Source organism: Synechocystis sp. FACHB-383 (genome assembly GCF_014698605.1).
Classification (GTDB): Bacteria; Cyanobacteriota; Cyanobacteriia; order Cyanobacteriales; family Microcystaceae; genus Synechocystis; species Synechocystis salina.
Genome location: NZ_JACJTJ010000029.1, coordinates 18,212 through 31,772, shown reverse-complemented (window position 1 = coordinate 31,772; position 13,561 = coordinate 18,212). Strand labels below are relative to the sequence as shown.

Genomic DNA, 13,561 nt, shown 5'->3' with positions numbered 1-13,561 from the left:
CTAAAAACCTTACTCTATCAAATTGAAAGATAGATCAGCTCCGACAATAAAGGGGTAAACGAGCGCAGTGTTAGGGCCTACATGGCATCGTTCAAGTCTACGTTTAAACCAGCAACCTTTAGCTCTTTAGCCAAAGTAAGGCGCCAGGCACCTGCTGCATCGATATCGATATATAGAACACCGAGAAAGTCAGAAGGTATTTCAACGTTTCCTTTTCTTAATACGCATACTCGATTCCTTCCTATCTTTGCAGCCATATAGCCAAGTTCAACCAGTACATTTTGCCGAGCACGAGGTTGGAGTTTTTCTGGTGATGCTGAACATGCTCCAACATCATCAGGGGTAAATAAGACAACAGCATACGCAGCATCAGTATGCTTTTCGAGTTTCTCGATTATAGTTTGTCCTTCATTTGCTTGCTCATGGAGTATTACCGCATTCAAACCCAACTTCTCAATAAATCTTGCCGATGATTCTTTAGCTTGTTCATCGTGGCCGTGCACAATAAATACATTGTTGTTATTAGTCGAGATTACGTCCCCTTTGGTATTTATTACTTCTTGCTCTTTAAACAACAGATCATGCGTGTAGTCTTTTCCCGATGACAAAGGTAGTAACCTACGATCTGTCGCTATATCAGCTATACCGGAACTCCTCATTTTATTGTTGTGCAACTCAGCATAATAAGATTTTGGTTGCGGAGTATGTGTAATTTTGATTTTTTGAATATCATCAATGTTCTTGATGATCGTTCCATCAACGGTAAACGATCTGCCAGAATGCCAAGGTACTATTATCTGCTGACTAAGTTCGTCAAACGTGAAATCATTAAATACAGCAGATCTATTTTGATTCTTGCTATCTCTTGCCAACTCTACGTGACAGTGCCAGTATTTATCAGGGAAAACCTCTGCTTCTTCCATGTGTTCACTTAACCTATTTTTCTGAGTTGCCCTAACTAGTGATTAAACTGCAATGGGAACACTTAATGTAAATTTATTACTTAACTTGTAAGGATAAACAGCATTAAAACCCATGTTCAGCCTGCTAATGCTGAAAGATTACCTGAAAAGAACTACTAAGTCAAACTATTTGGATTAAGTTTTATTAAGTCAACGGAGGTGTCGGATAGCATTTGCATTGTAAAGATATACGGCATAAACAGCCATGAACGGCTTCCCATAGGTTAACCCCAGGTTTATGGTTTACCAAACTGACCTTTTTTTTCAGGGTTAGGGGACAAAATCAACTAATTTGGGCAACAATTTTTTCTGCTATCTGGCGATCGCCATGTTTGTCTAACTTCTGATTTAGCCGAGGTTTGTGGGGAGTTTCCAGCAAAAAATCCCAGTTCCCGGCGAAAAATTGCTGGTGGGGCACAATTTGGTGCTCTCCGTAGTTCTGTAAACCTGTCAGTAAAACTTGCGCTTCCGCAAAACCATCCCTGGTGAGGGAAATAATGGGCACCTCCCATTTCAAAGCCTCGGCAAAGGTGCCAAAACCAGGCTTGGAAAATATGCGACCACAAAGGGGCATTAGATCCACGGGGCGATAGGTTTTGTCCTTGATAATGGTCAGGTTATCTAACCTAGGGGCTTGGGCGTCAAAGGTAATAAATTGATAGTCAGGAAACTTTGTTAACACTTGATAGGGAATAGCTTCTAAACCTAAACCGCCAAAGGTTAGTAAAATAGTTTTTTCTTTGGTAGTTTTAATCGCAAATTTTTCCCTCAACATTTGCTTGCCGTAGCGGGGATCTCCCCCCAGTAATCCTGTGGCAATTTTTCTGGGAAAAATTTCCATTGGTTCGGCTAAAGGTAACTGAAATAATAAATCACATTGCCGATAATCCCGTTCAATTTTTTCGATAACTTCCCCAAATTCATCGCCCCAGTCCCGATAAATAAAATTCCAACCAAAATTACTGCTCATCCAACAGGGAATGTTGGCCCGATGGGCGATCGCCACTGCTAGGGCCGGAATGTCCGCCAGCACTAGATCCACCCGATTATTCCGTAAATAATTAGACTCCGTGGCCACCAGGGCATTTTTCCGGCGATAAATATCCTCTAAGGCTTGTCGGGTAGCGTTTTCATCCATCTGTAAACTGTCGGCCTGCACCACCCCCACATCAAAAGCCACGGGACGGTGGATAAAGGGTTTTTCCAGATAACATTCCAGCAACCAACGGGGGCTACGGGTGGCCATAATTACCAACACATCAGGGCAAAGTTCCTGGACACGGCGGGCAATGCAGGCAGTCCGCACCGCATGGCCAAAACCATGGCCCGTAATTGCACAGTAGAGGGTGGGACGTTTCATGCAAAAAGGTGAGAATTATGAAGATTTCTGTTGACCAGTGGGGCGATCGGGATTTTTCCCGCACAATAACAGTAATAGCTGGGTGAGTTTAGAGGTAAAGTCCATGCAGAGCAAAAAGTATTACACCGCCCCATCAACCTTTACCAATCCGGCTGAAGCTTCCACCCATGATCGCATTTTGAAGGGAGCTTTGAAATTATTTGGCACTAAGGGCTATGAAGGTACCACCACCAAGGATTTGGCCCAAGCGGCCAATGTGGCCGAAGGGACTTTGTTCCGTTATTTCACCAACAAGAAGGCCATTTTGGTGGAAGTAGCCACCGCCGGCTGGATAGAAATTCTCACTGACCTGCTGACGGAATTAAGTGAGATGGGCAGTTACAAGGCGATCGCCCAGGTAATGAAACGGCGTATGTTCCATTTGCGAGAAAATAAATATTTATTGCAGGTCTGCTTTGTGGAAGCCCAATACCACCCCGAGCTACGGGAGAAAATTCAGTCGGAAATTATCGACAAAATGACTGATGTGGCAGAGGCTTTTTTTCAAACTGCCATGGACCGGGGCATTTACCGGCGGATGAATCCCAAAATTGTGGCCCAGGTTTTCTTAGGCATGTTTGCCGTGGCGGGTTTTTCGGAACAAACGGTAATTGACCCCCACGCTTCCCCCCAGGCTTTGCAGGAAATGGCGGAAGGGTTAGCTGATATTTTTCTCCATGGAGTATTGACCAAAGGCGAAAAAAATACCAGCCATTAATGCAATACAGCAATAGCTCTTTTTTATCAGTCTAGGTGTATAAAGTGAAGATACAGCTACCGTTTCCTTGGCTTTACGGCGAACTACCATCTGCCACTTCTAGCATTCCGCTCTTGTCTTCTATTCTATCTTCCCTTTTCTGATAAAAGAGCGATATCTGGTAACTTTTTTTGCCAAAATAATGCTTTACCCATTTGGGGGTTTAGCTCATAGCTACCAAAACCAAACGACCTGTACGCTGATTGGGCAACATGATTTCCTTCAAGTACTTCTAAGGTGAGTTTACAACAGCCTAAATCTAAGGCAATGGCTTCTACTTTTTGCAACATTAGTTTTGATAATCCCTTACCACGATAGGGCAAAGAAACAATAACATCATGAATATTTAGTAATGGCTTACAAGCAAAAGTAGAAAATCCTTCTAGACACACAATAAGACCAGCAGGCTGAAAATCAACAAAGGCAAGAATGACATGGGCAGAAGGTCTTTTGGCAAGTTCTACAGGCAGATTTGCTTTAACATAATCAGATAATCCTTCTCCTCCTCCCATGGGATCACGGGCATATTCATCCATCAATTGAATCATTGCTTCCGCATGGATAGTTAAATTAAGATCTGCTTTTACAATGTCAATCATTTTTGTGATTTTAATAATATAAGACTATGTTAGTTTTAGGTTGATTCGTTATTTAATAAGGCAATGGCCGCGGCTAAGGTAGATGGATAATGCTTAGCTAAATCTGCAAACCAAATTCCCTCACCGGACAGTGGGTCAAGTTGGTCTAGCCATTGTTGTGCTTTTTGAGCAATGATTACCTGTCTTTGTTGCTCTTGGCGATCAATTAAATTTTTTAGTTCTGGATTTGAAACTTGGGGTGATTCTTTGATTATGGTTGGGATTTGATCTGTTTTTTCAGGAAAGTAATTAATCTTAAAACCTTGCTTTAATTCATTTAAAATTTTATCTAAAGTTGGATGCTGTTGCTCTTTGCTTAAGGTAGGGTCTATCGTTGAATTATTAGATATTATGTCTGGTTCTTGAATATATTTTTGGCGGAGGTCAGCCAGTATAGAGTCAATGGAATCGGAGTCGTTCATAATAAAATCTCTAGTTTTAATCCTCAATAGCGTTTAATAAAACTTCAGTTAATGTTAAATCTTCCATTTCATCAAAAGTTACCGTATCGACGATATCAAACTTGGCTCCTACTTCCATTAATTGATCATCAAGGGCTTGAAGAAATTTGGTAGCACTGGGGTCATTACCGATTTGCATGAATGAAATGGCCAATTCTTCATCTGCATCTAGACATTTGCTGGCTTGGATAATGATTTCAAACACGGATCTACGATCATTCGGTTCTCCATCCGTAATCACTAAAATAGTTTCGCCTATTTGGGCTTGATTAGATTTTTTTCGTTGTAAAAAATTATTGATCGCATCCTGTAGCACGGCGGTGAGATTAGTGCCCCCTACTGGCTCATTTTCTTGGAAAATTTGCTCTACTTTAGATGCGTTGACGTTATCGTAACGACGAAATTTACCAGAGAAGGTGTACACGGTGATCCCATCATCATCTAGCTGATCACACTTTCTGGCTAGGGCGAGGGTTGATTCTTGAACTAGCTCCCATCGGCTTTTTTGGAATTTTGGCTCGATGATAGACATGCTACCGCTTTTATCAATAATGAGTGTGTAATCCCGTTGGTTTGGCATCTTGAACCTGCTTGTGAAATGAACTTGTTGTCAATTATAGAAATTTTTCAGTCTGTCAGTAGCATAATTTTGATTTTTCCACGACTTTACCAATAAATTGGAGCATTCAAAATTATTTGATGAACTCAGAATTTACCAAGGATGATAAACATTTTTAGCCTTTTTGATGATTAATTATTCCGTTGACCACATTACGACAAAACTAGCTTTAATTATTCTCGTCGGCGATCGCCATTGATCCGGCTATAATGATTGCCGTTTTATTTCCTTGAACTTTGTCCATGATCAAAAATGACATTTGGATCCGCGCCCAGGCTGCCCAAGGCATGATTGAGCCTTTTGAACCCCAGCTAATGCGGCAAATAGAGGGGGAACCGGCTATTTCTTTTGGTCTAAGCAGTTTTGGTTATGATATTCGACTTTCAGCGGCGGATTTTCGCATTTTTCGTCATATTCCGGGCACTGTAGTTGACCCCAAAAACTTTAATCCCCACAATTTGGAAGCAACCCAACTCCACAAAGATAGCAGTGGCAGTTATTTCATTTTGCCGGCCCACTCCTACGGCCTAGGGGTGGCAGTGGAAAGATTAGCGATCCCCGCCAATGTCACTGTGCTTTGTATCGGTAAAAGTACTTACGCTCGGGCTGGCATTATCGCCAATTTAACTCCGGGGGAAGCGGGGTGGTGTGGTCACCTCACCCTGGAATTTTCTAATTCCTCCAGTGCCGATTGCCGTATTTACGCCAATGAAGGCATTGTGCAACTGCTCTTTTTTGAAGGGGAAAACTGCGACATTAGCTATGAAACCAGAAGGGGCAAATATCAAAATCAGCCCCAATCGGTCACATTACCCCGGGTTTAGGGTTGCCAAAAACTACGCACTAGATCAGGTTAGGGTGGGATGGAAGTAAAAGGCGAGGGCCACAATGGCATAGGTGGCCAGCAATAGGACCCCCTCTAGCCAATTGGAACTGCCGTCACCACTGATGGAGTTAACAATCAACACCGCCACCAATACCGCCACCAACTCGAAAGGATTGAAATTTAAGTCCATGGGTTGGCCGATCGCCCAGCCGACGATGACCAGGACTGGTGCCACAAAAAAGGCAATTTGCAGGCTCGATCCCATCACCACAGACATGGAAAGATCCATTTTGTCCTTCATGGCCACAGTGACGGCGGTGGCATGCTCAGCGGCATTACCAATAATAGGTAGGAGAATTACCCCAGTAAACAGGGCAGTTAATCCCAGGGACTCTGTGGCCACTTCAAGGGAGCCCACCAGTAATTCCGACTCCACGGCTACCCCCAGGGTGACGGCCAATAAAACCCCCGTCCAAAGCCAAAGATTTGGTTTTTCCTCTTCTGTGGGAGGGGACGGTTCCGCCATGGTTTCGCCGAGTTCCGGCATTTCCATATTTTCAGCTAAACCCACATCGTACAAATAGGCGTGGGTTCCCATGGAAAATACCAGAGAAAGCAAGTAAACCCCAATCAACACTACGGCTACGGCCACGGACAAATTTTGCAAAACCGTTTCCGTCACCCCTGTGGAGGTATATTGCAACGCTGTGGGCAAAAGAATGGCCACTACGCCCAAATTCATGGTGGAGGCATTTAAACGGGCGGCGATCGGTTGGAAATTCTGTTCCTTATAGCGCAATCCCCCCAGGAAGACGGCAAAACCCATTACCAGCAGTAAGTTGCCAATAATTGATCCCGTCAGGGTGGCCTTAACTACATCGATCAATCCCTCCTTCAGGGCAATGTAAGCCAAGATTAGCTCCGTGGCGTTGCCGAAGGTAGCATTGAGCAAGCCCCCCGCATTGGGACCGATGACCACAGCGATTTCCTCCGTGGCGGTGCCCATGAAGGCTGCTAGGGGCACAATGGCCAAACCCGCCAAAATGAACACCGTCGTTTCCCCCCACCCCAACCAGTGGGCGGCGAAGGAGAGGGGACAAAAAACTAACAGAACAAGAAAAATCTTACTTTTGGTGGACATAACCTGGCGATCGCCATTGCAATGGTTTTTTGGATAGCTCGATTCATTATGCCCCAGGAAATTTCAAAATCATCTTGATCTGAAAAAGATTAAATAATCGATCCCGAGGGAAATTATTGATTGCTCTCCTGGGGGGTAGGCCGTGGTTTAGAATATATCCCTGGGTGTTTCCCCACAAACCGATTACCAGGGTTGGCCGAGCGGTTGAGGCAGCGAACTCATAATTCGCCCTAGACAGGTTCAACTCCTGTACCCTGGACTTTTATTCAGTTGATGAAATTTTTAGAGATTATCCTAAGCTTTGTCATTAAGCTTGGTGACGGCTAACGAGGCTTATTTTTTGGTGGTAACCGTGGCGATCGCCTGCTAGACTAGAAAGGTTGTCAAAAATTCGCACATCCAAGCTTTCGGGTGTTTCTGCAACAAGCTGAAATTCCCTTGGATGAAGGATAAACCCGAATAGGAGAAAATTTAACATGCCCGTAGTTTCTCTCGCAGATTTGCTAGAGTCTGGTGTTCACTTCGGCCACCAAACCCGCCGCTGGAACCCCCGCATGGATCAATATATCTACACCGCCCGCAATGGTGTACATATCATTGACCTAGTGCAAACCGCCCAACTGATGGAAGATGCCTATGAATATGTGCGTTCTTCCACCATCAGCGGCAAAAAGTTTTTGTTCGTCGGTACCAAGCGCCAAGCCGCTGGCATCATTTCCCAGGAAGCCCAACGCTGTGGAGCTCACTACGTTAATCAACGGTGGTTGGGGGGCATGCTCACCAACTGGGAAACCATCCGCAAACGGGTCGATCGCCTGAAGGAATTGGAAGCCCTAGAAAGCAGTGGTGCCATTGATCGTCGCCCCAAAAAGGAAGGTTCCATGCTCCGGCGGGAATTAGGCAAACTACAGAAGTACCTCGGCGGCATCAAAAATATGCGCAAGCTCCCTGACGTGGTGGTAATCGTCGACCAACGACGGGAACATAACGCCATCCACGAGTGCCAAAAACTAGGCATTCCCATCATCGCCATGTTGGATACCAACTGTGATCCCGATGTGGTAGATGTGCCCATCCCCGCCAACGATGACGCGATCCGTTCCATCAAACTGATCGTGGGCAAATTAGCCGATGCCATCTATGAAGGTCGCCATGGTCAGCCGGATGTCAGCGATGACTACGAGGAATTTGACGAAGGTTTAGATGGGGATAATCTGGAAGTAGAAGCCGCTGAAGAGGTGGAGGAAGTGGCCGAAGCAGAAGCTACGGCAACCCCAGAAGCTTAAATTTTGTCCCTTTTTCCCTTTGTCCTCCCGATGGACCGAGGGAAACCCAGTCCCGGTGCTAGGGGAACATCTAGCTGGTGTTGGCCATCACTTTTTTCCCTTAGCCCAATAATTACCGTGCAATCATAGAAAAACTGATTAGGAACGATAACCATGGCAGAAATTACCGCTCAACTCGTGAAGGAACTGCGTGATAAAACCGGCGCAGGCATGATGGACTGTAAAAAAGCCCTAAAGGAAAATGAGGGTAATTTAGAAAAGTCCATTGAATGGCTCCGGCAGAAGGGTATTGCCTCCGCTGATAAAAAATCTGGCCGCACCGCCGCCGAAGGTTTGGTCCACAGCTATATTCATTTTGGTGGCCGCATTGGCGTGTTGGTGGAAGTTAACTGCGAAACTGATTTCGTGGCCCGGGGCGATCGGTTTAAAGATTTGGTTAACGATGTGGCCATGCAGATTGCCGCCTGTCCCAACGTGGAATATGTCAGTGTGGCTGATATTCCCCAGGAAATGGTGGCTAAAGAGAAGGAAATTGAAATGGGGCGCGATGACCTGGGCAAAAAGCCTGCCAACATCAAAGAAAAGATTGTCCAAGGCCGCATCGACAAACGCCTGAAGGAGTTATCTTTGCTGGACCAACCCTACATCAAAGACCAAAACCTCACCATCGAAGAATTGGTCAAACAGGCGATCGCCGAATTGGGGGAAAACATCCAAGTTCGTCGCTTTATTCGCTTTAACCTTGGCGAAGGCATCGAAAAAGCAGAAACTAACTTTGCTGAAGAAGTGGCCGCCGCTGCTAAGGGCTAATAACTCAGATCTGATCACCAAGCTAGTTATTAGCTAAATTTGAGAACCCGTTGCACCCAGATTTCCACCGCCACAGGCCAGGGGAGATTTGGGTTTTTACTTTCGATATCAACTCCAGAAAATCTTGGCCGCCTATCTTTGCTTTGCCCGGAGAGTGTGTCAAAATCGTGGATAACTTAGTCTGTCCTAGGCTTCCATAACCTTATAACTATCGCCATCATTGCTATGTTGCCATTGCCATTAATTGCTAACGGAAAAGGATTTATCCGCGCTTTAGAAAACGACGGGGCTTTGGCAGTGTATGCCCCCCTAGAAGGTGGTTATGAAGGTCGTTACCAAAGACGTCTGCGGGCTAACGGCTACACCAGTGTGTCCCTTTCCGCTAGGGGTCTGGGGGATGTGGAAGCTTATTTGATGCAGGTCCATGGGGTACGCCCAGCCCATTTAGGCAAGAAAAACATTGCCCAGGAAGGGGCAGTGGGGCCCGTTTATTTTGCCCAGCCGATCGCCGGTTACCAATTAGAAAATTTACCGGCCCAAAGTAAAGGTTTGGTGTTGTGGATTTTGGAAGGTTATATTCTCTCCCAAACCGAAATTCAAGATTTAATTAGCCTCACCAAACGGGAACCCAAACTGAAAGTGGTACTGGAAATGGGTGGCGATCGAGTTTTCCGCTGGCAACCGTTACTAGATTGCCTCCAGGCGGCCTAGGTTGCAACTTTCCGGCAGCCGGACAATTACTAATACATCAATGTGGATAAAGTCCCCTGACCGGCTGGGTTATGGGGATTTAATTATTTGCTATGCTGCAGGTTGCTCCAAGTTGGGGGATCTGCGAAAGTTTTCTTCAAAAGTCGAAAGCTCATTGCCTGCCCTATTGTGAACTCTGATTTTTACCTTATTAAACCCTGATGACTGCCCGTATTGCCCGTCCCTACACGGTTTTGTCCATTGGGGCGGCCCTGGCCACCATGGGTCTCAAGCTGGCAGCCTATGCCATTACCGATTCTGTAGGGCTGTTGTCCGATGCCCTGGAATCTACGGTTAACTTGGCTTCGGCGATCGTTGCTTTTTGGGCTCTCTCCCTAGCAGCTACCCCGGCGGATTCAGAACATCCCTTTGGCCACAGTAAAGCAGAATATTTTTCCAGTGGGCTAGAAGGGGCTTTTATTCTCATTGCGGCCCTGGGTATCGGTTACAGCGCAGTGGAACGTTTATTTCACCCCGAACCCTTGGAGCAAAGTAGCCTGGGCATTGGTTTGGCGATCGCCGCGGCACTGTTAAATGGAGCGGTGGCTTGGATCCTTTGGCGGGCAGGAAAAAGATTAAATTCCATCACCTTGCGGGCCGATGCCCAACACCTGCTAACCGATGTCTGGACTTCGGTGGGGGTAGTGGTGGCAGTGGTGCTAATTTTCTTCACTGGTTGGCAATGGTTAGACCCCCTCATTGCCCTGGGGGTAGGACTGAATGTGCTTTGGACTGGCATACGTTTACTGCGAGAAACCTTTTCGAGTTTGATGGATAAATCCTTGGACTCTGGGCAATTGCAAAAAATCACCCACTGCTTTGCCACCTACGAGGACCAGGGAGCGCGCTTTCATTTATTGCAAACTAGGGAAGCCGGGTCCCAGTCCTTTATCTCTTTCCATGTTCTGGTACCGGGGCATTGGACTGTGCAAAGGGGTCATGACCTCTGTGAATCGGTGGAAACGGCGATCGCCCAACGCATTGCTGGCTCCCGGGTAACTACCCATTTAGAACCCCTAGAAGATCCCAAATCTTGGCAGCATGGCGATGATTTTCCCCCATCTCCCCCTTTAGGTGAGGGCAAGCCAGATTAGATTTTGGGGTATTATGCAAAAACTTGGGCTCGGCCTCCGCCGGTTCAAGCTTCCATGAAAAACTTTTTGTCATTTGTCAAGACAGGAGAACTTTTAAAAATATGAACTATACCAAAGACGACGATGGACGGCTGAATAATTTTGCCGTTGAACCTCGGGTCTATACAGCAGATGCCCCAAGCAAAGCCGATAGAAGGAATTATTTGATCATGGCCGCCATTGCCGTTGTCCTTGTGGCCGGGTTAATTGCTGTGGCGGTGGCAGCTTCCGGGGCCAGCACTTAGTTTTCTCCTTAGATTAAAAAGGGATGGCCATTGTTGCTCTCTGGTGACGATGGCCAGTTGGCTTTTACAATTAAGTTGAGGTGAAGGGGAAAAATAGCATGGAACAACAAACCACCACTCTCTACGACACCGATTTTAATCTTTGGATTGAGCAAACTGTGCATCAGCTTAAACAGGGCGATTTACAATCCTTAGATTTAGAGAATTTAATTGAAGAAATAGAATCCATGGGCCGCAGCGATAAACGGGAAGTCTATAGTCGCCTGAAAGTTCTTTTCCTACACCTGCTCAAATGGAAATATCAAACCCAGAAGCGCACTGGTAGCTGGAAAAATACCATTGATGAGCAACGGGATCAGCTTAATTTAATTCTGGCCGATAGCCCCAGCCTAAATCCCTATTTGCAAGCTATATTTGCCGATTGTTATCTTAAAGGGAGAAAGGGCGCAGTCAACGAAACTAATTTACCCCTCTCAAACTTTCCAGTGGATTGTCCCTTTTCTTTGGCGGAAATCCTTGATGCTGAGTTTTTCCCCGATTAATCTGTTTCCAAGCTGAATGACTTCCCCTGCCCCTGATCCGGCCCTCTCCACGGCGATCGCCAGCATTCAACAATCGTTAAATTGGTATGCTAGCCAGCGCCGCCATTGGAACTATCCCCCTAATCTGGAATTGCAGGGAGCGGTACGCCAGGATATTCAAGCTATGCACCAGGCCCTGGCCAAACTGGAGCAAAGGGTATTTAAAATTGCGGCCTTTGGTTTGGTCAGTCGGGGCAAATCCACCGTGATTAATGCGCTTTTTGGGGAAAAACGTCTGGAAACGGGGCCGCTCCACGGGGTAACCCAATGGCCCCAATCGGTGCGGTGGTGCAATAACGACAAAATTCAAATTGATCTGATTGATACGCCGGGGCTAGATGAAGTTGCCGGGGGGGCGCGAGCTGCCATGGCCCAAACCGTTGCTCACCAAGCGGATCTGATTTTATTCGTCATTGCTGGGGATATTACCCAAACCGAATTTGCTGCCCTCCAAACATTGCGCCAAGCCCAAAAACCCCTACTGTTAGTATTTAATAAGATTGATCTATATCCAGAACAGGATCAACAACAAATTTTTGCCCAGCTACAGTCCCTCACCCCCGCCGGGGAAGATAGTCCCATTTTTTCTGCCGAGGACATTGTACTAGTGGCCGCTGAGCCTCCCCCCATAATGGTGCGGGTGGAATATAGCAATTCCCCCAGAGGTTCCCGCCCAAGCCCCCCTCCAGAGGAACGGTGGGAAAAGCCGGCACCCCAACTGGATCAACTACGCCAGAAAATTTTTACCATTCTGAACCGGGATGGTAGTCGGCTGTTGGCCCTCAATGCCCTGCGTCAGGTGGAAGAAGCGGAAAAAAATATTGCCACTAAAACCATCGAAATTCGCACGGCCGAAGCGGACCAACTCATTGGTAAATATATGCGTTACAAGGCCCTGGCGATTGCCGTTAATCCCATCGGTCTCTTGGATTTGGGGGCCAGTTTGATCACCGATCTGTTGTTAATTCGGGGTCTAGCACGGCTCTATGGTTTGCCCATTACCAGCTACGAAGCGGGCCGCATCTGGAAAAAAGTGGTAATTGGTGCAGGTGGTATTTTATTAAGTCAATGGGTGTCAGCTTTATTTTTAGGCTGGCAGAAAACCGCCGGTATTTTTGACAATCCTGGCAATCTAGGGGCCTACGTTGGGGGCGCTGTAATGCAAGGGGGAGTGGCCGCCTACAGTACTTATATTGTGGGGGAAGGGGCAAAAATTTACCTAGCCCAGGGGGCCAGTTGGGGCCATACCGGCACCAGCACGGCGATCGCCAAAATTAAAAATAGTGCTCCCCCAGAAAGCCTGATCCAGCGCTTGGATAACCCTTAAGAACTTGGGGGTAGAGAAGGGAGATTTGAAAACAAATTCCTAGGGGATAGGGGCTAGAAAAACACATCCATTTCTGATCGCCCGGTAATTTTAAGCCAGTTTTGGGCCTCAATGTAATTGTTAGGGGCCAGACGTATGGCCTGTTTCCAATATTCCGCTGCTTTATCAAATAGATTCTCGGCGTCGTCTTCCTGCCCCGCTTCCTTCGCCTTTTCCCCTTGGAAATGGTAAATCACCGCAACATTATTCAACGCTGAAGGCATTTTGGGGTTGAGTTCAATGGCTTCTTGGTAAAGCCCCAGGGCCTTTTCATGGTCGCCGTTACTGGCGTGGATTAGGGCCATGTTATAGAGAATGTAACTGCGGTCATTGGGATTTTCCTCCAACCGTAACGCTTCCTCGTAGTTATCCAAAGCCTCAGCATATTCCCCGTCCGCCTGGGCCGACATACCGTCGCGATAATAAACAAAGGCTTCTTTCGCTTTTTGGTTAGTGGGCAGAATTTTCAGGATAATGTCCGCCATAACGGTAAAGGACTTATCAATGAAATTATCGTTACGTTGGGTGCGGGGCATAGTAATTAAATAATCTTATTTGGTCAACCATTCTAACTTTTCTCGTAGCGT

General features: G+C 46.4%; 17 protein-coding genes and 1 tRNA gene. 10 read left to right on the top strand and 8 right to left on the bottom strand.

Annotated elements, in window-relative coordinates; all coding sequences use genetic code 11:
* Positions 1–77: 77 nt before the first annotated feature.
* Both H6G45_RS06790 and H6G45_RS06785 read right to left on the bottom strand, forming a co-directional pair.
* Entirely contained in the window at positions 78–923 is an 846-nt protein-coding gene (locus H6G45_RS06790) for a nucleotide-binding protein (protein WP_190597704.1), read from the bottom strand.
* Between the two features lie 322 nt (positions 924–1,245).
* Positions 1,246–2,322 (bottom strand): glycosyl transferase, encoded by a 1,077-nt coding sequence (locus H6G45_RS06785; protein WP_190597703.1) that lies wholly within the window; start codon positions 2,320–2,322, stop codon positions 1,246–1,248.
* A gap of 37 nt (positions 2,323–2,359) precedes the next feature.
* Here H6G45_RS06785 and H6G45_RS06780 point away from each other — a divergent pair, with 37 nt between their 5' ends.
* Positions 2,360–3,079 carry a TetR/AcrR family transcriptional regulator gene (locus H6G45_RS06780; RefSeq protein WP_190597702.1) on the top strand — a complete coding sequence of 240 codons (720 nt, stop codon included), beginning with the start codon at positions 2,360–2,362 and terminating at the stop codon, positions 3,077–3,079.
* A gap of 125 nt (positions 3,080–3,204) precedes the next feature.
* On the opposite strand, the gene H6G45_RS06775 is transcribed toward H6G45_RS06780, so the two are convergent.
* The 3 genes from H6G45_RS06775 to H6G45_RS06765 are packed head-to-tail and all read right to left on the bottom strand — an operon-like array spanning position 3,205 to position 4,797.
* On the bottom strand, positions 3,205–3,717 hold the full coding sequence (locus H6G45_RS06775; protein ID WP_190597701.1) for a GNAT family N-acetyltransferase: 513 nt from the start codon (positions 3,715–3,717) through the stop codon (positions 3,205–3,207).
* A gap of 35 nt (positions 3,718–3,752) precedes the next feature.
* Positions 3,753–4,178 (bottom strand): hypothetical protein, encoded by a 426-nt coding sequence (locus tag H6G45_RS06770; protein ID WP_190597700.1) that lies wholly within the window; start codon positions 4,176–4,178, stop codon positions 3,753–3,755.
* Between the two features lie 16 nt (positions 4,179–4,194).
* Positions 4,195–4,797, bottom strand: coding sequence for a VWA domain-containing protein (locus H6G45_RS06765; protein WP_190597699.1), 603 nt, complete (start codon positions 4,795–4,797; stop codon positions 4,195–4,197).
* Positions 4,798–5,078: 281 nt separating this feature from the next.
* Between H6G45_RS06765 and dcd the strand changes: the two genes are divergently transcribed.
* Positions 5,079–5,660 (top strand): dCTP deaminase, encoded by a 582-nt coding sequence (gene dcd / locus H6G45_RS06760; RefSeq protein WP_190597698.1) that lies wholly within the window; start codon positions 5,079–5,081, stop codon positions 5,658–5,660.
* 24 nt (positions 5,661–5,684) lie between these two features.
* On the opposite strand, the gene cax is transcribed toward dcd, so the two are convergent.
* Complete coding sequence (gene cax / locus H6G45_RS06755; RefSeq protein WP_190597697.1) at positions 5,685–6,803, bottom strand: calcium/proton exchanger; 1,119 nt, start codon at positions 6,801–6,803, stop codon at positions 5,685–5,687.
* Positions 6,804–6,989: 186 nt separating this feature from the next.
* Here cax and H6G45_RS06750 point away from each other — a divergent pair.
* Positions 6,990–7,062, top strand: a tRNA-Ile gene (locus tag H6G45_RS06750).
* 48 nt (positions 7,063–7,110) lie between these two features.
* On the opposite strand, the gene H6G45_RS06745 is transcribed toward H6G45_RS06750, so the two are convergent.
* Positions 7,111–7,281, bottom strand: coding sequence for a hypothetical protein (locus H6G45_RS06745; RefSeq protein ID WP_190597696.1), 171 nt, complete (start codon positions 7,279–7,281; stop codon positions 7,111–7,113).
* Between H6G45_RS06745 and rpsB the strand changes: the two genes are divergently transcribed.
* From rpsB to H6G45_RS06710, 7 genes are all read left to right on the top strand, one after another.
* Entirely contained in the window at positions 7,280–8,089 is an 810-nt protein-coding gene (gene rpsB / locus H6G45_RS06740) for a 30S ribosomal protein S2 (RefSeq protein WP_190597695.1), read from the top strand. The two genes, H6G45_RS06745 and rpsB, sit on opposite strands and share 2 nt — an antisense overlap.
* 153 nt (positions 8,090–8,242) lie before the next feature.
* Entirely contained in the window at positions 8,243–8,899 is a 657-nt protein-coding gene (gene tsf / locus H6G45_RS06735; RefSeq protein WP_190597694.1) for a translation elongation factor Ts, read from the top strand.
* A 225-nt stretch (positions 8,900–9,124) separates the two neighbouring features.
* Positions 9,125–9,610, top strand: a complete 486-nt coding sequence (locus H6G45_RS06730) for an NAD(P)H-quinone oxidoreductase subunit N (RefSeq protein ID WP_190597693.1) — start codon at positions 9,125–9,127, stop codon at positions 9,608–9,610.
* A 200-nt stretch (positions 9,611–9,810) separates the two neighbouring features.
* Positions 9,811–10,743, top strand: coding sequence for a cation diffusion facilitator family transporter (locus tag H6G45_RS06725; protein ID WP_190597692.1), 933 nt, complete (start codon positions 9,811–9,813; stop codon positions 10,741–10,743).
* A gap of 101 nt (positions 10,744–10,844) precedes the next feature.
* On the top strand, positions 10,845–11,027 hold the full coding sequence (locus H6G45_RS06720) for a ssl1498 family light-harvesting-like protein (RefSeq protein ID WP_190597691.1): 183 nt from the start codon (positions 10,845–10,847) through the stop codon (positions 11,025–11,027).
* A 98-nt stretch (positions 11,028–11,125) separates the two neighbouring features.
* Positions 11,126–11,569, top strand: coding sequence for a DUF29 domain-containing protein (locus H6G45_RS06715; protein WP_190597690.1), 444 nt, complete (start codon positions 11,126–11,128; stop codon positions 11,567–11,569).
* A gap of 16 nt (positions 11,570–11,585) precedes the next feature.
* On the top strand, positions 11,586–12,935 hold the full coding sequence (locus tag H6G45_RS06710; protein ID WP_190597689.1) for a GTP-binding protein: 1,350 nt from the start codon (positions 11,586–11,588) through the stop codon (positions 12,933–12,935).
* Positions 12,936–12,988: 53 nt separating this feature from the next.
* Here the strand turns inward: H6G45_RS06710 and H6G45_RS06705 are convergent, their stop codons facing one another.
* A complete protein-coding gene (locus H6G45_RS06705; RefSeq protein WP_190597688.1) occupies positions 12,989–13,510 on the bottom strand; it encodes a photosystem I assembly protein Ycf3 in 522 nt (173 codons plus the stop codon).
* Positions 13,511–13,561: the final 51 nt, after the last annotated feature.

Coding starts and splice junctions, on each gene's coding strand:
- H6G45_RS06710 (WP_190597689.1), top strand. CDS start 11,586: ATGACTTCCCCTGCCCCTGATCCGGCCCTCTCCACGGCGATCGCCAGC.
- H6G45_RS06770 (WP_190597700.1), bottom strand. CDS start 4,178: ATGAACGACTCCGATTCCATTGACTCTATACTGGCTGACCTCCGCCAA.
- H6G45_RS06745 (WP_190597696.1), bottom strand. CDS start 7,281: ATGTTAAATTTTCTCCTATTCGGGTTTATCCTTCATCCAAGGGAATTT.
- H6G45_RS06785 (WP_190597703.1), bottom strand. CDS start 2,322: ATGAAACGTCCCACCCTCTACTGTGCAATTACGGGCCATGGTTTTGGC.
- H6G45_RS06725 (WP_190597692.1), top strand. CDS start 9,811: ATGACTGCCCGTATTGCCCGTCCCTACACGGTTTTGTCCATTGGGGCG.
- H6G45_RS06790 (WP_190597704.1), bottom strand. CDS start 923: ATGGAAGAAGCAGAGGTTTTCCCTGATAAATACTGGCACTGTCACGTA.
- cax (WP_190597697.1), bottom strand. CDS start 6,803: ATGTCCACCAAAAGTAAGATTTTTCTTGTTCTGTTAGTTTTTTGTCCC.
- H6G45_RS06775 (WP_190597701.1), bottom strand. CDS start 3,717: ATGATTGACATTGTAAAAGCAGATCTTAATTTAACTATCCATGCGGAA.
- H6G45_RS06705 (WP_190597688.1), bottom strand. CDS start 13,510: ATGCCCCGCACCCAACGTAACGATAATTTCATTGATAAGTCCTTTACC.
- dcd (WP_190597698.1), top strand. CDS start 5,079: ATGATCAAAAATGACATTTGGATCCGCGCCCAGGCTGCCCAAGGCATG.
- tsf (WP_190597694.1), top strand. CDS start 8,243: ATGGCAGAAATTACCGCTCAACTCGTGAAGGAACTGCGTGATAAAACC.
- H6G45_RS06720 (WP_190597691.1), top strand. CDS start 10,845: ATGAACTATACCAAAGACGACGATGGACGGCTGAATAATTTTGCCGTT.
- rpsB (WP_190597695.1), top strand. CDS start 7,280: ATGCCCGTAGTTTCTCTCGCAGATTTGCTAGAGTCTGGTGTTCACTTC.
- H6G45_RS06765 (WP_190597699.1), bottom strand. CDS start 4,797: ATGCCAAACCAACGGGATTACACACTCATTATTGATAAAAGCGGTAGC.
- H6G45_RS06730 (WP_190597693.1), top strand. CDS start 9,125: ATGTTGCCATTGCCATTAATTGCTAACGGAAAAGGATTTATCCGCGCT.
- H6G45_RS06715 (WP_190597690.1), top strand. CDS start 11,126: ATGGAACAACAAACCACCACTCTCTACGACACCGATTTTAATCTTTGG.